The following is a 20,105-nucleotide window of genomic DNA, read 5'->3' as shown; positions in this document are numbered from 1 at the left end:
GGGTCCTACTTCTTCGACCCCGCCAGGTCGTCGAACATCGCCGACAGGAACTCGCTGCACCAGCCCAGCAGCTCCCGCCCGACCAGCGGCTTGCCGCCGATCCGCCCGGTGCTCGGCCGCGGCACCAGCAGCTGCTGGGCGGCCGCCTTGACCTGGCTGCGCGGGTAGAGCCGGTTCAGCCGCAGCTGCTGGGACTCCCGCAGCTCCACCGGCCCGAACCGGACGTTGGCCCCCTGGAGGGTGATGTCCGCGATGCCGCACCGCCGGGCGTACAGCCGCAGCGCCGCGACCAGCAGCAGGTTCTCCACCGGCTCGGGCAGCTTGCCGTAGCGGTCGACGAGCTCGTCCCGGACCTGCTGGATGTCCGCCTCCGAGTTGACCGCCGCGATCGAGCGGTACGCCTGCAGCCGCAGCCGCTCGCCGGGCGCGTAGTCGTGCGGCACGTGCGCGTCGACCGGCAGCTCGATCTTCACCTCCAGCGGCTCCTCCTCCGGCTCGCCGCCGTTCGCCAGCGACTCGCGGAACTCGGCCACCGCCTCGCCGACCATCCGCATGTAGAGGTCGAAGCCGACGCCCGCGATGTGCCCGGACTGCTCGCCGCCGAGCAGGTTGCCGGCGCCGCGGATCTCCAGGTCCTTCATCGCCACGTACATGCCGGCGCCCATCTCGGTGTGCTGGGCGATGGTCGCCAGGCGCTCGTGCGCGGTCTCGGTGAGCGGCTTCTCCGGCGGGTACAGCATGTACGCGTAGCCGCGCTCGCGGCCCCGGCCGACCCGCCCGCGCAGCTGGTGCAGCTGGGAGAGGCCGAAGGTGTCCCCGCGCTCGACGATCAGGGTGTTGGCGTTGGAGATGTCGATGCCGGACTCCACGATCGTGGTCGACACCAGGACGTCGAACTCCTTCTCCCAGAAGTCGACGACGACCTTCTCCAGCTGGTTCTCCCCCATCTGCCCGTGCGCGGTGGCGATCCGCGCCTCGGGGACGAGGTCCTTGAGCCGGGCGGCCGCCTTGTCGATCGACTCCACCCGGTTGTGGATGTAGAACACCTGGCCCTCGCGCAGGAGTTCACGCCGGATCGCGGCCGAGATCTGCTTCTCGTCGTAGGGGCCGACGAAGGTCAGCACCGGGTGCCGCTCCTCCGGCGGGGTGGTGATGGTGGACATCTCGCGGATGCCGGTGACGGCCATCTCCAGGGTGCGCGGGATCGGCGTCGCGGACATGGTGAGCACGTCGACGTTGGCGCGCAGCTTCTTCAGCTGCTCCTTGTGCTCGACGCCGAAGCGCTGCTCCTCGTCGACGATGACCAGGCCGAGGTCCTTGAACCTGGTCTCGGAGGAGAACAGCCGGTGGGTGCCGATGACGACGTCCACCGAGCCCTCGAACAGGCCCTCCAGCACGGCCTTGGCCTCGCTGTCGCTCTGGAACCGGGAGAGCGCCTTCACCGACACCGGGAAGTTGGCGTACCGCTCGGCGAAGGTGGAGAAGTGCTGCTGCACCAGCAGCGTGGTCGGCACCAGCACCGCCACCTGCTTGCCGTCCTGCACCGCCTTGAACGCGGCGCGCACCGCGATCTCGGTCTTGCCGTAGCCGACGTCGCCGCAGATCAGCCGGTCCATCGGGACGGACTTCTCCATGTCGGACTTGACCTCGGCGATGGTGGTCAGCTGGTCCGGCGTCTCCGCGTACGGGAAGGCGTCCTCCAGCTCGCGCTGCCAGGGGGTGTCCGGGCCGAAGGTGTGGCCGGGGGCGGCCATCCGCGCCGAGTACAGCTTGATCAGGTCGGCGGCGATCTCCTTGACCGCCTTCTTGGCCCGCTGCTTGGTCTTCGCCCAGTCCGCGCCGCCGAGCCGGTGCAGCGTCGGGGCCTCGCCGCCGACGTACTTGGTGACCTGGTCGAGCTGGTCGGTCGGCACGAACAGCCGGTCGCCGGGGTGGCCGCGCTTGGCCGGGGCGTACTCCAACACCAGGTACTCGCGGGTGGCGCCCTGGACGGTGCGCTGCACCATCTCGACGTACCGGCCGACGCCGTGCGCCTCGTGAACGACGTAGTCGCCGGCGGCCAGGGCCAGCGGGTCGATCGCGTTGCGGCGCCGGGACGGCATCCGGCGCATGTCCTTGGTGGAGGACTTCTGGCCGGACAGGTCGGTCTCGGTGATGACCGTCAGCTTCAGGGCCTCGTCGACGAAGCCGTGCTCGATCGAGCCGCAGGAGACGTAGACGACGTCCCGGGTGGGCGCCTCGGCGAGGTCGGCGACCAGCCGGGCCGGGATGCCCTCGTTGCCGAGCACCTCGGCGAGCCGGGAGGCGGGCCCGTGGCCCTCCGTCACCATCACGACGCGCCAGTCGGCGGCCAGCCGCTCCTTGGCGTCGGCGATCGCCCGGGCGGTGTCGCCCCGGTAGGCCTCGACGGCGTGCATGCCGAGGGTGAGCGTGTTGGCGTCGAACTCCAGGACCTCGTTCACGGTGGACTCGCTGGTCGCGAACGGGCTGACCGACCACCAGGGCAGGCCGATCTCGGCGGCGTGCTCGCGCACCTCGGCGAGCGAGCGCAGCGAGGCGGCGGAGACGTCGATGGTCTCCAGGTCGATCGGCCGGTCCCCGCCGGCCGCGGCCGCCACCCAGGAGGCGTGCAGGAACTCCTGGCTGGTCGCCACCAGGTCGGCGGCCCGGGTTCGGACCCGCTCGGGGTCGCAGACCACGGCGACCGAGCCGAGCGGCAGCACGTCCATCAGCAGTTCCATGTCGTCCACCAGGACGGGCGCCAGCGACTCCATGCCCTCGACCGCGATGCCCTCGGCGATCTTGTCCAGGATCTCGGCCAGCCCGGGGTGCTCGGCGGCCAGCTCGGCAGCCCGCGCCCGCACCTCGTCGGTGAGCAGCAGCTCGCGGCAGGGCGGCGCCCACAGGCCGTGCTCGGCGATCTCCAGCGAGCGCTGGTCGGCGACCTTGAAGTAGCGGATCTCCTCGACGTCGTCGCCCCAGAACTCCACCCGCAGCGGGTGCTCCTCGGTCGGCGGGAAGACGTCCAGGATGCCGCCGCGGACGGCGAACTCGCCGCGCTTCTCGACCAGTTCGACACGCGCGTAGGCGGCGGCGGAGAGCCGTCGGGCGACCTCCTCCAGGTCGTGCGACTCGCCGCGCCGGACGGCCACCGGCTCCAGCTCGGCCAGCCCCTTGACCTGCGGCTGGAGCACGGAGCGGACCGGCGCGACGACCACCTGCACCGGGCCGGCCGCCGGGTCGTCCGCCCGCGGGTGCACGATCCGGCGCAGCACGGCCAGCCGGCGCCCGACGGTGTCCGAGCGGGGTGACAGCCGCTCGTGCGGCAGGGTCTCCCAGGCCGGGTACTCGGCGACCGCGTCCGGCGGCAGCAGCGAGCGCAGCGAGGCGGCGAGGTCCTCGGCCTCCCGGCCGGTCGCGGTGACGGCGAGCACCGGGCGGCCCCGCTCGCCGGCGGCCTGGCCGGCCAGCGCGCGGGCGAGCGCGGCGATGGCGAACGGCCGGGCGGCGGGCGGTCCGACCAGGTCCAGGTGGCGGCGGCCGCCGGCCGCGGCTCCGGTGGCGGTCGCCGCCTCGATGGCCTCGGCGAGGGCCGAGTCCCGCGCGACGACATCGAGCAGTCCGGTCAGACTCATCAGGGTCTCTTCTTCGTCCCGTGGCTGGTGCTGCCTCCGGGCGGCAGCGGCCTGCCGGGGCAACGCGAACGGCCCGGCACGCCGAGCGGCCGGGGGTCTCCAGCCTACGCCGCGGCACGGACGCGCACGCGGTGTACGGCCCGGCGGGGCCGGGCGGGAACGAACCACCGTCCGGGGCGACGAACGGCCCCCGGGCGGAGCCCGGGACCGGACCGCAACCGGACCGCGGACGAACCACTGGACGGAACACCGGACCGGCCGGTGGACGAACCGTCCGGCCCCCGGTCAGATTCGGCTCCGCGATCTGCCACGAACTGGACATACTCCTGTCACTGCCTGTCCATGGAGATCGCGCACCATGGTGAATGTGCCCGCCGCACCCAACCGTGGGGGATGGCTGTGGCGGCACTGTCGCACCCCCGATGGGGGTCGGAGGTGCGAGGCCGGGCGACCCTGGGTGGGGGCGCCCGCCCAAGCGCCGGGAACCGTGGCGCCCTTTCCTGGAGGGCGCCACGGGTCTCGGCCTCACTCATGGCCGCCGCCGCCACGGGCGCGGCGACCACCGGCGTGACGGGCCGACGTCGTACGTCATCACCTGGTGACCCTGGTCGGCGGTGAAGCCGTACCGCTCCTCTTCGGTTCGCCGTCCCGGCCGGCTGCCGGCGCCGGCTGGTCGCCCGCAACGCGCAGGCCCTGGCCGCCCGGTGGGAGCGGTCAGGGCCCAGGACGCGAAGCCCACCCGGGCTGATCACGGGCGAGCCGCCGGCGGAGGCGCCGGCGCGGCGGTCAGCGGCGCCGGTAGCTCACCGTGTTCGGGGTGGCGTAGCCGGCACCGTCGTCCACGATGACGATCTTCGGGATGACCCGGGTCTCCTCCTGCGGCTCCTTCTCGGCGCCTTCGCCGTCCCTGTCTGCCTCCGCCGACCGGGGCGGTCCGACCGGCTTCGGCGGCGCCGCGGCCGGCGCGACCGGACCGGTCGCCACCGCCCCGGCGGGCGCCTTGTCGGCGGGCGCACCGGAACCGCTCGCGGCCCCGGCGGCGGCCCCGCCCACCACCGGCATCCGCGGCCCGGCCACCGGCTTCTCCCGCGCCGCCGGTGCGACGGCCTTCCGCAGGTCGGCCACCTCGATCTCGCCGGTGTCCGCCTCCGAGTCCACCGCCTCCGAGTCCACCGGCGCCGCGTCCACCGGTGCCGCGTCGGCGACCGGCCCCGCGACCGCCGCCGCCAGCCGCTCCGGCTCGATGGCGCCGACCGCCGCGCCGGTGAGCGAGGCCAGGGTGGCCTTGATGTGGTCCAGGTGCTTCTGCACGGTCTCCAGACGGCCGTCGAACTCGCCCTGCTCGCGTTCGCTCGCCGCGTTGATCCGCTCGGCCTCCCGGCGGGCCTGCTCGATCAGCTGGTCGGCCTTGGCCTGGGCGTCGGTCTCCAGCTGCTTGATCCGGCCGAGCACGGTCTCCCGGTGCTGCTCGGCCTCCTTGACCCGCCGCTCGGCGGTCGCGGAGACCTGGGCGTCCTCGGCGTCGGCCTTGGTCTGGGCCTGGGCGAAGGTCTCGTCGGCCTTGCGGCGCAGTTCGGCGAGCGTGGCCTCGGCCTGCTCGCCGGCCTCGGCGGCGGCCACCCGCACCTTGGCGGCGTAGGAGGTGGCGGCGTCCCGGGCGCTGCGGCTCTCCCGGTCGGCCTCGGCCCGGATGCCCTCGGCCTCGGCGCGGGTGCGCTCGTCGGTGCGCCGGGCGGCCTGGTCGGCCTCGGAGCGGGTGGTGGCGGCGTACTCCTTGGCAGCGTGGCCGAGGGCCTGGCCGGCCTCGTAGACCTCGTCCCGGAGGTCCTCCGAGAAGCGCTCGGCCTTCTCCCGGACGGCGCGCGCCTCGTTCTGGGCCATCACCGCCAGTCCGGCGGCCTGCTCGCTGAGCACCTCGTAGTCGGGCTCCGGGGCGTCCTCGGCGGCCCGGCGGATGTCGGCCAGTCGGGCCTCCATCTGCCGGAGCCCGGCGCCGAGGACGCTCAGCCGCTCCCACGCCTCGTCGCGCTGCGCGGTGAGGGCGGTGAGGGCTCGGTCGACCTGCTCGGGCGCGTAACCACGCCGGGCAGAGGTGAAGCCGTACTCGGGGACGGCGTCGCTCATGGGCTCTTCCCCTCATGTCGCGGGCTGCGGAGCCCATGATCGGACGGAACGGACGGATCCGGAACCGGTTCGGCGGCCAGGGCCGAAATCGGACGCCTGGCGGACCGGAATACGTCGAGGACCGGACGAAAAGACCCATCCTCTTGACCTATTTTGCGCAGATCCGGGCGAAACCCCAACGAGGCACAGCCGGGACGGCATGCCGGAGGGGTCGTTCCAAACACCGGAACGACCCCTCCCCACCTGCGAGGATCCGCGACGACCCGCTACAGCAGGCCGTCCCAGAACTGCTCCAGCAGCACGGCCCACCACGTGTCCGCCGTCTGCAGGGCCGCCGGGTCGATCGCGGCGAGCTGCGCCTGGAAGTCGGTCGTCCAGCGACCGGCCTGGTCCGGGGTCAGCCCGTACCGCAGCCGCCACATCCGGCCCAGCAGGGCCATCGCGCGGACGAACTCCGGTACACCCGTGTTGACGAACCGGGGCGGCTGGCCGGTTCCGTCGACGTCCACGGCGACCACGTTCGCGGTGCCGTACTGGACACAGAGCTGGCGGCCGTAGTCGTTGCCGAGCACCAGGTAGCCGCCGAAATCCGGGGCCGCGGGCAGACCGCGCTCGGCGGCCAGCTCGGCGAGCGTCGGGATCGGCCGACCCTCCTGCGCCTGCGCCCAGAAGAACGGGCCGAAGTCGCGCGGCAGCCCCGCCCACACCAGGGCCTGCGACACCGGCTCGGGCACGCCCTGACGCGAGACCGCGCGCTGCTCGTAGCGGAACACGTTCTGGCCGAAGGCCGCCCCGAGCTCCTGGGCGAGCTGCTGCGGCGGGAGCGGCGGCAGCGGCTGGACCGTCCCCGGCACGGGCAGCGGCACCCGGGACGGGCGGACCCGCTGGGCCCCGGAGGCCAGCTGGTGCAGCTCGTCCAGGTGGTCGAGCAGCTCGGCCATGCCGGCCTGCCGGGACGCGTGGTCGCGGCCGTAGGCGGCGGTGTGGGTGAGCCGGACGTTCGGCCAGGACGCGGCGATCATGCGGTTGCAGTAGCCGCCCGGCAGGTCGCACGACTCCAGCTCGGTGTAGAGCTCCAGCACCTGCTCCGGCGGCACGTTCAGCCGCCGCAGGTCCTGGAGGATCTTCCACTCGGGGTGCGGGGTGCCGGGCTCGCTGCGGTGCAGCAGCTTCTGCTCGGAACCGTCCGGGCCCCGGTAGCTCAGCGCGGCGAAGTAGCCGGGGCCGACCGCCGGCACCCCCGGCGGGACGGCGGCGCCCTGCGGCACGCCGGGCACCGGCGCTGGCGGGACGGCCGGGGCCGCACCGCCCGCGTTCGGGTAGCCGTACCCGGCCGCGGGCGCGGCGGGGGCCGCCGGACCGCCGGGCGGCGGCGGGACGGCGGGGCCGCCGGACGGCGGGGTGCCCGGGTCGGCCGGCACGGCGCCCAGCAGCGCCGGGTCGACCGCCTCGGCCAGCTGGGTCGCCTCGTACGCCGCGCCGGAGGCGGGCGCGGCCGGCGGCACCGGGGCGGGCGCCGGGGCGACGGCCCCGCGCAGGCCCGCCGGAGGCGGGGGCGGCGGGGTCGAACCGGCCGCGCGGCCTCCGGGGCCCGCGGCGGGCACGCCGGCCCCCGGGGTGTGCCGCAGCCCGGCGGGCGGGGGCGGCGGCGGGGCGGAGGCCGGACTGCGGCCGAGCGCGACGCCGTGCGCGCCCGGACCGGACGCGCCACCGCGCAGCGCGGCCGGAGGAGGCGGCGGCGGGGCCGACCCCGGGTTGCGGCCGAGCCCGGCCTGCGGCGGCGCAGTCGGCGCCGGGGCCGCGGGAGCCCCGGGCGCCGAGGCAGCGGGCGGACCGCCCAGGCCGGGCAGGCCGCCGGGCGCGGCGCGCACGGTCGGCGCGTGCTCCACCGGCGCGGCCGGCTGCGGGGCGGCGGCGGGCGGTGCCAGGACGGTCGGCGTCTGCTCCACCCCGCCGGGCGGCCCGGACGGCGCACCCGGCAGGCCCATCAGCCCCGGCACGGCGTCCGGCGACGCGAGCAGCGTCGGCGCCGGCTCGACGGCCGCGGGCGGCGGGACGGCGGAGGGCACGGGCAGCGGGACGACGGCGGGCGGCTGGGCGGCGGGCGGCGGGACCGGCGGCATGCCGTAGCCACCCTCCGGCGGCATCAGCACGGTCGCGGCCTCGGCCCCGGCCGGCGCGGGCGCGTCGGGCACGTCGGAGCCGGTGGTCCGCAGCCCCTCGGGCATCAGGACGGTGGCCGCCTCGGCCCCGGCCGGCGGCACCGGCACGGGGGCCGGGGCCTGCGGCGGGACGGCGAAACCAGCGGGACCGGACGGCACGGCGGGCGCCGCAGCGACCGGCGCGGGCGGCTCGGCCACCGGAGCAACGGCAGCCGGAGCCCCCTGGCCCCCCAGCCGCTCCGCCTCCGCCGCGATCGCCGCGGCCCCCGCCTCCTGCAGCCACTGCGGCGGGCTGAGCAGGAAGGACGTCGCCTCGACCGGCCCTGGCGCGGGCTTCGCCGCCCCCGCCGGGTTGGCCGCGACCGGCCGCCCGTACGCCTCCTCGTACTGCCGGACCACCTCGTTGACGGGCAGCGCGGGCCAGAGCGTGGTCGCGCCGGAGTCCCGGGCGATGACCAGTCGCGCCTCGCCGGCCGACCCGTCCCCCGCCCCCGACGGCCCCGCCGTCCCGGCCCCGGGGGCCACCGCCCAGCAGACGAAGCCCAGGTCGAACTCCCGGACCCGTACCTCGCGCTGCCGCGGCTGCGGCACCCCGCCGTTGATCCACTCCTCGGCGAGCTCCTGCGCCTGCGCGTACGTCACCACGCCCGGTTCACCCCTGCCCTCATCCTCGTCGTCCCCGCTCGTTCCACCGCCGCGGCCACGTCAGTCCACCGGGACGGCCCGGGCGAACCCGCCGTCCACCATCAGCTCCGCGACCGTCTCCAGCTCCGGCGGGCTGCCGGCCAGCCGCAGCAGGAACGCGTCGAAGTCCTCGCCGCAGGGCAGCAGCAGCCGGGCGCAGCGGTCCTCCGGGGCCTCCGGCGCGCCGGTGTCGCGGGCGTCGTCGTACAGGTGGAACCAGACCGAGCCGGCCCGGTCGCCGCGCACCTTGAGCGCGACGATGCCGCCCTGCGCGTAGGCGACGCCCAGGTAGTTCTTGGTGAGGTGGTCGCGCAGGCACTTGTTGGCGTACACGACGTCCTGGGTGCCGTACTCCTCGCTGAGGGTGAGGAAGGGCTGGTCGAGCAGCATGCCGAGCTCGGTGTCCAGCGCCACCCCGACCGGGGCGCGGCCGCCGCCCAGCTTGAGGAAGGTGCGGTAGGCGCCGGGCAGCCGGTAGCCGAGGCGCTCCTCGGCGCGCTGCACCAGGTCCTCGGGGACGCCGATCGGGTCGCCGCCGTCCTTGGCCAGCGAGAAGTGCACGGGCCGGCGCTCCTGCAACGGGCGGGTGCCGCGGCGGGTGTGGTCGGCGGCGGAGGTGGCCAGGCCGGCGTGGTGCCGCAGCAGCGCCTTGACCTCCACCGGGACGAGCTCCATCCGCCGCCAGCCGGGGGCGGCCCGGCCGACCGCGTGGTGCCAGGTCCAGCCGGGCGGGGTGGCGACGGCGGTGTCCAGGTCGGCCCAGAGCGGGTGGCCCTGGGTGAACAGCGCGGCGTTGGCCGACACGTAGTCGGTCAGCCGCAGCTCGTCCACGCCGAAGCCGTCCGGCGGGTCGGCGACCTCGGCCGCGGCGGCGGCGTACGGGCCGAAGTCCGGGTAGCCGTACTCGTCCACCCGGACCCCGGCGGGGTGTCGCTCCGCGCGGACCGGGTCCGGGAACTGCACCACCTGACCTGCGTACGCCGCGTTCGGTGCGGCGGCGACGCCGGGCCGACCTGTCGTCATCTGGGAGCCCCCACTGGCTGCTGCAAATTCTCGAAGCGCTTGCTGGACACCAGCGTAGGGGGTCGTCTCCGGGCCCGGGCCCCCGCCCGGGAGAAGGGGAACCGTCAGAGCCGCTGCCCGAGCGCCCCGGCCAGCACCCCGGCGACCCTGGTCTGCTGCGCCTCGGTGAGATGCGGGTGCAGCGGCAGGCTGAGCAGTTCGCGGGCGGCCCGTTCGGCGACCGGGAACGCCCCCGCGCGGTGGCCGAGGTGACGGAACGCGGGCTGGAGGTGGACCGGGACGGGGTAGTGCACCCCGGCGCCGATCCCGGCGGCGCGCAGCGCGGCGAGGACGGCGTCGCGGTCCCGGCCGGGGCCGATCCGCACCGCGTACAAGTGCCAGACGTGCTCGTTGCCGGGCGCGGTGCGCGGCAGGGTCAGGCCGTCGAGGCCGCCGAGCAGGGCGTCGTAGCGGGCGGCGGCGGCCCGGCGGGCGGCGTTCCAGGCGGGCAGCCGGCGCAGCTTGGCCCGCAGCACGACGGCCTGCAGCGCGTCCATCCGGGAGTTGAAGCCGAACCGCTCGTGCCGGTACTTCTCGCGCGCGCCGTGGTCGCCGATCAGCCGGACGGCGGTGGCGAGTTCGTCGTCGTCGGTGAGCACCGCCCCGGCGTCGCCGTAGCCGCCGAGGTTCTTGCCCGGGTAGAAACTGGTGGCCGCGATCCGCCCGTAGCCGGTGCGCCCGTGCTGCCGGGCGCCCTGGGACTGCGCCGCGTCCTCCACCACCGGCCGTCCGTCGGCCAGCTCCAGCAGCGGCCCCATCGGGGCGAGCTGGCCGTTCAGGTGGACGGGCAGCAGCGCGACCGCGCCGGGCAGCGCCCCGGCGGCCCGCTCGGGGTCGATCAGCAGGTGCGCCGGGTCGGCGTCGACCAGTACCGGGCGCAGCCCGGCCCGCTGTACGGCCCCGGCGGTGGCGACGAAGGTGTTGGCGGGCAGCACGACGCCGCCGCCGGGCGGCAGGTCGAGGGCGCGCAGGGCGAGTTCGAGGGCGTCGGTGCCGTTGCCGGCGCCCACGCAGTGCCGGGCGCCGGTGAAGTCGGCGTACTCCCGCTCGAAGCCGTCCACTTCGGGGCCCTTGACGTAGCCGCCGGAGGCGAGCACCCGGTCGAAGCCGGCCCGGACCTCGGCCGCGACCTCGGCGTGCGCGGCCGCCAGGTCGACCAGCGGGATCGGGTCGACCGGCGGGATGCCGGCGCTCACCGGGTGGCCGCCCGGTCCCCGGACCCCACCGGGACGGTGGCACCGCCGAGTTCGAGGCTGAGCGAGGCCGCCTCCAGCAGCTGGAGCACCCGCACCCCGGCCCGGCCGTCGGTGAGCGGGGCCCGGCGCTCGGTGATCGCGGCGGCGAACTCGGCCATCACGTTGCGCAGCGCCTCCTGCTCGACCAGCGCGGGCGCGACCATCTCGCCGACCCGGTAGGAGATCAGCGCCCGGTGCCGGATCGCGTCGGTCAGCTGGTCGGACGGGGTGAGGTCGACGCCGCGGTCGTGCACGGCCAGCCGGGCCTGCGGGTTGAGGTCGTCCCAGACCAGGGTGCGCCGGGAGCCGCCGATCAGCGTGGTGCGGACCTTCGTCGGGGAGAGCCAGTTGACGTGGCAGTGGGCCAGCGCGCCGTTGCTCAGCCGGACCGTCAGGTACGCCACGCAGGCCCGGCCAGCGCCGATCGGGTCGGCGCCCTGGGCGGACACCCCGACCGGTTCGACGCCGGGCGGCAGCACGAAGTCGAGGATCGACAGGTCGTGCGGGGCGAGGTCCCACAGCACGTCCACGTCGGGCTGCACCAGGCCGAGGTTGATCCGCACCGAGTCGAAGAACTGGACGTCGCCGATCTCGCCGCCGTGCACCAGCTCGCGGATCCGGCGCACCACCGGGGTGTAGCAGAAGGTGTGGTCGCACATCAGCACCAGCCCGCTGCGCTCGGCCAGGTCGACCAGTTCGGCGGCCTCGGCGGCGGAGGTGGTGATCGGCTTCTCCACCAGCACGTGCTTGCCGGCCTCCAGCGCGGCCCGCACCAGCCGGTAGTGCGCGGCCGCGGGCGTGGCCACCGCGACGGCCCCGACCCGTTCGTCGTCGAGCACCCGCCGGTAGGAGCCGGTCGCCCGGACGGTGCTGTACTCCCCCAGCACGGTACGGGCCTTGGCCTCGTCCAGGTCGCACAGCCAGTGCAGCCGCAGCGCCGGGGTGTCCTGCGCGTTGCGGACCAGCTTCGGGCCCCAGTAGCCGGCCCCGACCACGGCGAGGCCCACCGGGCGTTCCGGCGCCGGCCGGGGCGGTTCGCCCGGCGTGGGCACGTGCCCGCCGGGCGCCTGGTTGGCGGCCTGCGCGTCCCAGGCCCCCGACCGCTGCCGTGGTCCGTTCCGACCGGGCTGCTCCGACGTCATCCACGAGCCCCTTCGCTCCGCCGCCGGGGCGGGCGCGGGCCCACCCCGGCGGCCCCAACGTCCGGCACGGGCACCGGGTCCGGGCCCGTCCGCGCGTCCGCGGACGGTCGGCCGGATCCCCTTCGGCCTCGCTGCCGGAACGGTACCGGCCGTGCCCCCGGCCCGGGGGTGGTTTCGGGAAATCGGCGGACAAGTCGTGACGACGGTGTGCGGATCCGGCCCCGGTCCGGCGAGGATCGGGTGACGGCCCGGCCGGTCCCGCACGGTCGTTCGTCCGCCCCCGCACCCCGGTTGTGCGGATGTCGGTGTCGTTTGACAGGCTTGCCCCGGACCGTCCCACCGGTCCTTCCGTCAGCGGGAACAGAGGAGGAGGACGACGCATGACCACCGGTGAGCCCGCGGGCCCGCCCGTGCTGCGCCACCACCGCGACAGCCTGCTGCCCGCCGTCGCCGCCGCCCTGTCGCTCAAGGGCGGCGAGGTGCACACCCTGGCCGGGGACAAGGACGCCCGACGGCCGGTCCTGCACCCGCTGGTCGGCGAGTTCCTGGACACGCTGCCCGTCGAGGCGCGCGAGCGGTTCACCGGCCGCTGCCCGGAGGCCGTCCTGCTCTCCCAGCACCTGGCCGCGGTCGACGGCCGGCGCTCCAAGCGCGCCGCCCGCAAGCCGATGACCCTGCACGAGGCCCGCAAGGCGCTCAAGGGCTCCCGGATGACGACCGTTCGCATCCGGGAGGAGGGCGACCCGGCGCACGGCACCCACGCCCCGCCGTGCCGTTCCTGCGCGCCGATGCTGGAGCACTTCACCGTGCAGAGCGTCGCCGTCGGGCCGCCCGCGCCCTGACCGCGCCCTCGTACGCCCCCTGTCCCCGAGCCCTGGAGTCCGCCCTGAACCCGCCCAGCCCGCCCCCGCCACCGCCGGCCACCCTGTCCGCCGCCCCCGCCGGGCGGGTTCGCCCGCGCTTCCCCGCCGACGTCGCCGCCGAGCTCAAGGCGGCCGGCTGGCACCCCGGCCGCTGGCAGATACGGCAGGCCGAGGAGTGGGCCGACGCCCTGGTCGGGTACGGCGGGCCGTCCGGCCTGCGGCACGCGGTGTTCCCGGCGGCGGTGGAGGCCTGGGCCGAGTTCGGCGGCCTCGCCTTCGACCTGGCCGGCCCGGGCCGCCAGCTGGCCCGCACCCCGTTCCTGATCGACCCGCTGTGCGGGCTGCACCAGCCGCGCACCCTGCTCGACCTCGGCCGCGCCCTGGGCACCCAGCTCGCCCCGCTCGGCGAGGAGGCGTACGGGCAGGCGCTGCTGGCCGTCGACGAGGAGGGCCGGGTCTACAGCCTGGACCACACCGGCGAGTGGTTCCTCGGGCACGGCATCGACCAGGCCGTCACCACCCTGGTCCTGGGCACCGCCCCGGAGCGGCTGCGCACCGCCGACGGATCCTGACGGCGGCCCGGCGGGCCCCGGGGCGGTCCGCCGACGCGCCCTGACCGCCGGGCCGGGCCTGGCGGCGCGTCACCGCAGCCGTTCGGCCCGGACCGCCAGCCGGGACGGCAGCACCGCCTCGACCCGGAACCCGCCGTCCGCCTCCGGCCCGGAGGAGAAGGTGCCGCCCAGCGCGATCACCCGCTCCCGCATCCCGACCAGTCCGTTGCCGCCGCTGGGCAGCTTCGCCGCGCCCCCGCCGCCGCCCGGGCAGGCGTTCACCACGCTCACCCGCACCCCGTTGGGCGCGTACGCGAGCAGGACGGACACCTGTGCGCCGCCCGCGTGCTTGTGCGCGTTGGTCAGACCCTCCTGGACGACGCGGTAGGCGGTCTGCTCGGCCTCGCCGGTGAACTCCTGCCGGCTGCCGCTGACGGTCAGCGTCACCGCCATGCCGGCCGCCCGGGACTGGTCGACCAGCCGGGGCAGCCCGGCCAGCGAGTCCGGCTCCGGCTGGCGCTCGTCGTCCATCCGCAGCACGCCGAGGATCTCCCGCAGCTCGTTCAGCGCCTGCCGCCCGACCTCGCCCATCAGCTTGGCGCTCTGCGCGGCCTTCTCCGGGTCCTTGGCGACGATCCGCTCCAGCGCCCCGGCGTGCACCACCATCAGGGACACCCGGTGCGCCACCACGTCGTGCATCTCCCGGGCGATCCGGGTGCGCTCCTCCAGCCGGGCCCGGCGGGCGCGCTCCTGGGCCTGCTCGGCCAGCAGGTCCAGTTCGGTCTCCAGGCCGTGCGCGCGGTCCTTGAGCGAGTCGATCAGCCGCCGCCGCGCGCCCACGTACAGTCCGGTGACCACCGGCGGGACGGTCAGGCCGACGGAGACCAGCACCGCGATCAGCACCTGGCCCCAGAGCGGCGGCTGCTCCACCGCCGTGTCGCCGGGCGTCAGCATCGACACCATCATCACGGCGACGGTCTCGGCGAAGGCCAGTGCGGACAGCGCCACCACCCGCCAGCGCCGGGTGGGCCACTCCCAGGTCGCCGCCAGCGTGTACAGCGACACCACCAGCAGCAGGACGCCGAGCATCCCCGGCATCGCCACCAGGGTCACCAGCACCGGTACGGCCGGCCAGCGGCGACGCAGCACCAGCGAACCGCCCGCCGCCACGCCGAGCAGCGAGGTGCCGGCCACCCCGGCGGCGTCCAGGTGCACCCGGCCGGAGAGGAAGGCGATCGTGCTGAGCGCGCACTCCAGCGCGGCGAGCACCGCCAGCCCGATGTCCAGGAAGGCGCTGCGCGGCCGCTCCCACCACCAGAACGACCGGACCTGCGCGCGCTCCCCAGGCGACTTGCTCATGGCCGACAGCCTAAGCGGCAACCCCCTCCCCTCCCCACCGGGATTGCCCCCGACACCTCGCCGGACCCTCAAGTGGTCCAGACCACATGCGGCCTGCGACGTCACTGTCCGCCATCCGGCCACCTCGCGGACAGCGACCGCCCCGACACCTATGCTGGTCGCGTCGGACAGCGCGGTCCGCACGCGTCACACCCGCCACACGCGGGCGGACCTGTGACGATGAGCCGTTGCCGAACCCCACCACCACAGGGAGCCAGCCGTGACCGCTCCGGTCCCCACCCCGGCGGACAGCCCCAATGTCCACGCCACCGGCCCAGTTGCCGACAACGCGGCCCTGCGTGCGGACATCCGCCGCCTCGGCGACCTGCTCGGCGAGACGCTGGTCCGCCAGGAAGGCCCCCAGCTACTGGGCCTGGTCGAACAGGTCCGCCTGCTCAGCCGCACCGACGGCGAGGCCACCGCCGAACTCCTCTCCGACATCGACCTGGACACCGCCGCCAAGCTGGTCCGGGCCTTCTCCACCTACTTCCACCTCGCCAACGTCACCGAACAGGTGCACCGCGGCCGCGAGTTCGCCACCCGCCGCGCCCGGGAGGGCTCGCTGCTCGCCCAGACCGCCGACCAGCTCGCCGAGGCCGACCCCAAGCACCTCGAGAACACCCTGGCCCACCTCGCGGTCCGGCCGGTCTTCACCGCCCACCCCACCGAGGCCGCCCGCCGCAGCGTCCTCAACAAGCTGCGCCGCATCGGCGAACTCCTCGACCGCATCCACCGCGAGGAGATCGCCGCCGGCCTCTCCCAGGCCGACCCGGCCCGCACCAGCAGCGCCCGCCGCCAGGCCGACCGCCGCCTCGCCGAGGTCATCGACCTGCTCTGGCAGACCGACGAGCTGCGCATCGCCCGCCCCGAGCCCACCGACGAGGCCCGCAACGCCGTCTACTACCTGGACGAGCTCTACCGCGACGCCGTCCCCCAGGTCCTGGAGGAACTGCACGAGGAACTCGGCCGGGTCGGCCTGACCCTGCCCGACGGCGTCCGCCCGCTCACCTTCGGCACCTGGATCGGCGGCGACCGCGACGGCAACCCCAACGTGACCCCGCAGGTCACCTGGGACGTCCTCAACCTCCAGCACGAGTACGGCATCAAGGACGCCCTGGCCGCCGTCGACGACCTGCGCAGCACCCTCTCCACCTCCGAGCGGCTGGCCGGCGCCTCGGTCGAACTGCTCGCCTCGCTCAACACCGACCTGCACCAGCTCCCCGAGCTCAGCCCCCGCTACAAGCGGATGAACGCCGAGGAGCCCTACCGCCTCAAGGCCACCTGCGTCCGGCTCAAGCTGGAGAACACCCGCGAGCGGCTCGCCCAGGGCACCCCGCACGTCGAGGGCCGCGACTACCTCGGCACCCGCGAGCTGATCACCGACCTGCGGCTCATCCAGGACTCCCTGCGCTCCCACCGCGGCGAGCTGATCGCCGACGGCCGCCTCGCCCGCGCCATCCGCACCATCGAGGCCTTCGGCCTCCAGCTCGCCACCATGGACGTCCGCGAGCACGCCGAGGCCCACCACCACGCCCTCGGCCAGCTCTTCGACCGCCTCGGCGAGGAGGCCTGGCGCTACGCCGACATGCCCCGCGAGTACCGGCAGAAGCTGCTCGCCAAGGAGCTCCGCTCGCGCCGCCCGCTCGCCCCCACCCCGGCCCCGCTGGACGCCGCCGGCACCAAGACCCTCGGCGTCTTCAACACCATCCGCGAGGGCTTCGAGCGCTTCGGCGACGAGATCGTCGAGAGCTACATCATCTCCATGTGCCAGGGCGCCGACGACGTCTTCGCCGCCACCGTCCTGGCCCGCGAGGCTGGCCTGATCGACCTGCACGGCGGCATCGCCAAGATCGGCATCGTGCCGCTGCTGGAGACCACCGAGGAACTCCAGAAGGCCGACCTCATCCTCGACGAGATGCTGTCCGACCCCTCCTACCGGCTGCTCGTCTCGCTGCGCGGCGACGTCCAGGAGGTCATGCTCGGCTACTCCGACTCCTCCAAGTTCGGCGGCATCACCACCTCCCAGTGGGAGATCCACCGCGCCCAGCGCCGGCTGCGCGACGTCGCCCACCGCTACGGCATCAGGCTGCGCCTGTTCCACGGCCGCGGCGGCACCGTCGGCCGCGGCGGCGGCCCCTCCCACGAGGCCATCCTGGCCCAGCCCTGGGGCACCCTGGAGGGCGAGATCAAGGTCACCGAGCAGGGCGAGGTCATCTCCGACAAGTACCTGCTCCCCTCCCTCGCCCGGGAGAACCTGGAGCTGACCATCTCCGCCACCCTCTCCGCCTCCGCGCTGCACACCGCCCCGCGCCAGGCCCCCGAGGAACTGGCCCGCTGGGACGCCGCGATGGACCAGGTCTCCGCGGCCGCCCACACCGCCTACCGCGCCCTGGTCGAGCAGGACGACCTGCCGAAGTACTTCTTCGCCGCCACCCCGGTCGACCAGCTCGCCTCGCTGCACCTGGGCTCCCGCCCGTCCCGCCGCCCCGACTCCGGCGCCGGCCTCGACGGCCTGCGGGCCATCCCGTGGGTCTTCGGCTGGACCCAGTCCCGCCAGATCGTCCCCGGATGGTACGGCGTCGGCTCCGGCCTCGCCGCCGCCCGCGCGGCCGGCCTCGGCGGCGTGCTCGACGAGATGCACGGCCAGTGGCACTTCTTCCGCAACTTCCTGTCCAACGTCGCCATGACGCTGGCCAAGACCGACCTGCGGATCGCCCGCCACTACGTCGAGCAGCTGGTGCCCGCCGAACTGCACCACGTCTTCGACCAGATCGTCGCCGAGCACGACCTCACCCTGCGCGAGGTGCTCCGGCTCACCGGCGAGGGCGAACTGCTGGAGCACAACCCGGTGCTCAAGCAGACCTTCACCGTCCGCGACGCCTACCTCGACCCGATCTCCTACCTCCAGGTCGCGCTGCTGCGCCGCCAGCGCGAGGAGGTCGCCACCGGCCGCCACGAGGACCCGCTGCGCGCCCGCGCGCTGCTGCTGACCGTCAACGGCATCGCCGCCGGCCTGCGCAACACCGGCTGACGCCACCGCGCGTACGGGACGGGGCCGCCGTCCGCCCTCCGGGGTGGGCGGCGGCCCCGTCCCGTACCGGAAGGGTTCGGGGCACGCGAAAGGGCCGGCGCCCGTGGGCACCGGCCCGGTGTCGTGCTCATCGCCCGGGCGGCCAGGCCCCGGACACGGCCTACTCGCCCGGCTCGCCCGCGCGCCGGCGCTTCAGCCACAGCGCGGCGCCGCCGGCCGCGACCACCAGGCCGCCGCCGACCGCCAGCAGCCCGGCGTCCGTGCCCATCGAGTCACCGAGCAGCGGCCCGAACTGCGCCGCCGCGGGATCCGCGGAGACGCCCGGATCCGGCTCGGCCACCGCGTCCGCGTGCGCCACCGCGCCGCCCGAGAGCAGCACCCCGGCCGCCCCCAGCGCACCGGCCGTGCCGACCCGCCGTCCGAACTGCTTCAGTCGGACCACCCGGAGCCGCCGCAGTCGGCGGACCGGACGAAAACCCCGCATCGAGAACTCCCCAGGACTCGTTCGCGTACCAGGCCGACGCTATCCGATCCCGCACAGGGTTCTCACACGGATTCAGGTTTGGACCGTCAAGCGTTGTACGACTGTTGCGTAACACCACTCCCGGACTTGATGGAGCGTCAGGAGTTGTAGGTGCCCTGCGCCCGCTCCAACCCCTCGGACAGCAGCGCCTCCACCGCGTCCGCCGAGCGGTCCACGAACCACTCCAGTTCCTTGCGCTCGGCGCCGGAGAAGTCCTTCAGCACGAAGTCCGCGACCTCCATCCGGCCCGGCGGCCGACCGATCCCGCACCGCACCCGGTAGTAGTCCGGCCCCAGCGACTTGGTGATCGACTTCAGCCCGTTGTGGCCGTTGTCCCCGCCGCCCAGCTTGAGGCGCAGCGCCGCGTAGTCGATGTCCAGCTCGTCGTGGACGGCGACCAGCGCCGAGGCCGGCGCCTTGTAGAAGTCCCGCAGCGCCGTCACCGGCCCGCCGGAGAGGTTCATGAACGACATCGGCTTGGCCAGCACCACCCGGCGGCCGGACAGCCGTCCTTCGGCCACCTGCGCCCGGCTCTTGTGCGCCTTGAACTTCGCGCCCATCCGCTGCGCCAGCAGGTCCACCACCATGAACCCGATGTTGTGCCGGTTCCGGGCGTACTGCTCGCCCGGGTTGCCCAGCCCCACCACCAGCCAGGGGCCCTCGTACTCGTCCGCCATGCCCTCTCTCCTCCTGTGCGCGCTCTACGTCATCTTCCCGGACACACCGCTGCCCCGGCCGCTCCGAGGGGAGCGACCGGGGCAGCGGTCACAGCTGGTGGGGCGAGGCTCAGGCCTCGGCGCCCTCGGCCTCGGCGGCCTCGGCCGGGGCGGCCTGGGCACCGATGACCTGCAGCACGACGGCGTCGGCGTCGACGGCCAGGGTGACGCCGGCCGGCAGGGCGATGTCCTTGGCGAGGATGGAGGCACCGGACTCCAGGCCCTCGACCGAGACGGTGACCGACTCGGGCAGGTGGGTGGCCTCGGCCTCGATCGGCAGCGCGTTGAGGACGTGCTCCAGCAGGTTGCCGCCGGGGGCCAGCTCGCCCTCGGTGAGGACCGGGATCTCGACGGTGACCTTCTCGCCGCGCTTGACCAGCAGCAGGTCGACGTGCTCGATGGTGCGCTTGATGGCCTCGCGCTGCACGGCCTTGGGCAGCACGTACTCGTCCTTGCCCTCGATCGGCACGACCAGCAGGGCGTTCGGGGTCTTGAGCGCCATCATCAGGTCGTGGCTCGGCAGGTTCAGGTGAACCGGGGCGTGGCCGTGGCCGTAGACGACACCGGGGACGAAGCCGGCACGGCGGGCGCGACGGGCGGCACCCTTGCCGAACTCGGAACGGGTCTCAGCGGCGATGCGGATCTCGGACACGACTGCACTCCTCGGGAAGACTGGCGCGGGGGTGCAGGCAACGCGAAAAACCGCCGGGGCCACACCCTCAGTACGTTCGGGGGTCACTCGGCGGTAACGGCCTCTGCCGACGGACGGAAATCCGACACCGGCAGCGCGTCGATCACGGAGCGGGCACCCGGCGAGCAGGCACACGGCATCCCTCGCCGAGCAGTTTCACGAGTCTAACCGCATGAACGGCCTCCCGTGAAATCGGCGGGGGGGGGGGGGGGGGGGGGGGGGGGGGGGGGGGGGGGGGGGGGGGGGGGGGGGGGGGGGGGGGGGGGGGGGGGGGGGGGGGGGGGGGGG

Annotated in this window: 13 protein-coding genes; 3 read left to right on the top strand and 10 right to left on the bottom strand. The window is 75.1% G+C overall.

Annotated features, from left to right (window positions below; translation table 11 throughout):
- Positions 1-5 precede the first annotated feature (5 nt).
- From mfd to AC07AL_RS35535, 6 genes are all read right to left on the bottom strand, one after another.
- The gene (mfd, locus tag AC07AL_RS35560) at positions 6-3,635 is read right to left on the bottom strand and encodes a transcription-repair coupling factor (protein ID WP_363619234.1); all 3,630 of its coding nucleotides are present in this window, start codon (positions 3,633-3,635) and stop codon (positions 6-8) included.
- Between the two features lie 786 nt (positions 3,636-4,421).
- Positions 4,422-5,759 carry a coiled-coil domain-containing protein gene (locus AC07AL_RS35555; RefSeq protein ID WP_478319399.1) on the bottom strand — a complete coding sequence of 446 codons (1,338 nt, stop codon included), beginning with the start codon at positions 5,757-5,759 and terminating at the stop codon, positions 4,422-4,424.
- 266 nt (positions 5,760-6,025) lie between these two features.
- Positions 6,026-8,566: an SUKH-4 family immunity protein gene (locus AC07AL_RS35550; RefSeq protein ID WP_400809456.1), complete on the bottom strand. Its 2,541-nt coding sequence runs from the start codon at positions 8,564-8,566 to the stop codon at positions 6,026-6,028.
- A 60-nt stretch (positions 8,567-8,626) separates the two neighbouring features.
- Positions 8,627-9,628: an HNH endonuclease gene (locus AC07AL_RS35545; RefSeq protein ID WP_400809458.1), complete on the bottom strand. Its 1,002-nt coding sequence runs from the start codon at positions 9,626-9,628 to the stop codon at positions 8,627-8,629.
- Positions 9,629-9,732: 104 nt separating this feature from the next.
- The gene (locus tag AC07AL_RS35540; RefSeq protein ID WP_363588389.1) at positions 9,733-10,863 is read right to left on the bottom strand and encodes a DegT/DnrJ/EryC1/StrS family aminotransferase; all 1,131 of its coding nucleotides are present in this window, start codon (positions 10,861-10,863) and stop codon (positions 9,733-9,735) included.
- Positions 10,860-12,044: a Gfo/Idh/MocA family protein gene (locus AC07AL_RS35535; RefSeq protein WP_478319398.1), complete on the bottom strand. Its 1,185-nt coding sequence runs from the start codon at positions 12,042-12,044 to the stop codon at positions 10,860-10,862. The genes AC07AL_RS35540 and AC07AL_RS35535 overlap by 4 nt, the downstream gene beginning before the upstream one ends.
- 380 nt (positions 12,045-12,424) lie before the next feature.
- Here AC07AL_RS35535 and AC07AL_RS35530 point away from each other — a divergent pair, with 380 nt between their 5' ends.
- On the top strand, positions 12,425-12,886 hold the full coding sequence (locus tag AC07AL_RS35530; protein ID WP_350877742.1) for a YwqJ-related putative deaminase: 462 nt from the start codon (positions 12,425-12,427) through the stop codon (positions 12,884-12,886).
- A gap of 83 nt (positions 12,887-12,969) precedes the next feature.
- Entirely contained in the window at positions 12,970-13,479 is a 510-nt protein-coding gene (locus AC07AL_RS35525; RefSeq protein WP_363630194.1) for an SUKH-3 domain-containing protein, read from the top strand.
- A 69-nt stretch (positions 13,480-13,548) separates the two neighbouring features.
- Here the strand turns inward: AC07AL_RS35525 and AC07AL_RS35520 are convergent, their stop codons facing one another.
- The gene (locus AC07AL_RS35520) at positions 13,549-14,817 is read right to left on the bottom strand and encodes a sensor histidine kinase (protein ID WP_478319397.1); all 1,269 of its coding nucleotides are present in this window, start codon (positions 14,815-14,817) and stop codon (positions 13,549-13,551) included.
- A gap of 334 nt (positions 14,818-15,151) precedes the next feature.
- Between AC07AL_RS35520 and ppc the strand changes: the two genes are divergently transcribed.
- Positions 15,152-17,887 (top strand): phosphoenolpyruvate carboxylase, encoded by a 2,736-nt coding sequence (ppc, locus tag AC07AL_RS35515; RefSeq protein WP_363619250.1) that lies wholly within the window; start codon positions 15,152-15,154, stop codon positions 17,885-17,887.
- Between the two features lie 160 nt (positions 17,888-18,047).
- Here ppc and AC07AL_RS35510 read toward each other — a convergent pair whose 3' ends face one another.
- The 3 genes from AC07AL_RS35510 to AC07AL_RS35500 form a co-directional block, all read right to left on the bottom strand.
- Positions 18,048-18,371 carry a hypothetical protein gene (locus tag AC07AL_RS35510; protein ID WP_350877739.1) on the bottom strand — a complete coding sequence of 108 codons (324 nt, stop codon included), beginning with the start codon at positions 18,369-18,371 and terminating at the stop codon, positions 18,048-18,050.
- Positions 18,372-18,508: 137 nt separating this feature from the next.
- Positions 18,509-19,087 carry an aminoacyl-tRNA hydrolase gene (pth, locus tag AC07AL_RS35505; RefSeq protein ID WP_063348046.1) on the bottom strand — a complete coding sequence of 193 codons (579 nt, stop codon included), beginning with the start codon at positions 19,085-19,087 and terminating at the stop codon, positions 18,509-18,511.
- Between the two features lie 109 nt (positions 19,088-19,196).
- Entirely contained in the window at positions 19,197-19,778 is a 582-nt protein-coding gene (locus AC07AL_RS35500) for a 50S ribosomal protein L25/general stress protein Ctc (RefSeq protein ID WP_363588396.1), read from the bottom strand.
- Positions 19,779-20,105: the final 327 nt, after the last annotated feature.

It is taken from the genome of Kitasatospora sp. NPDC043949, assembly GCF_056435365.1.
This window is presented reverse-complemented; position numbering and strand designations above follow the sequence as displayed.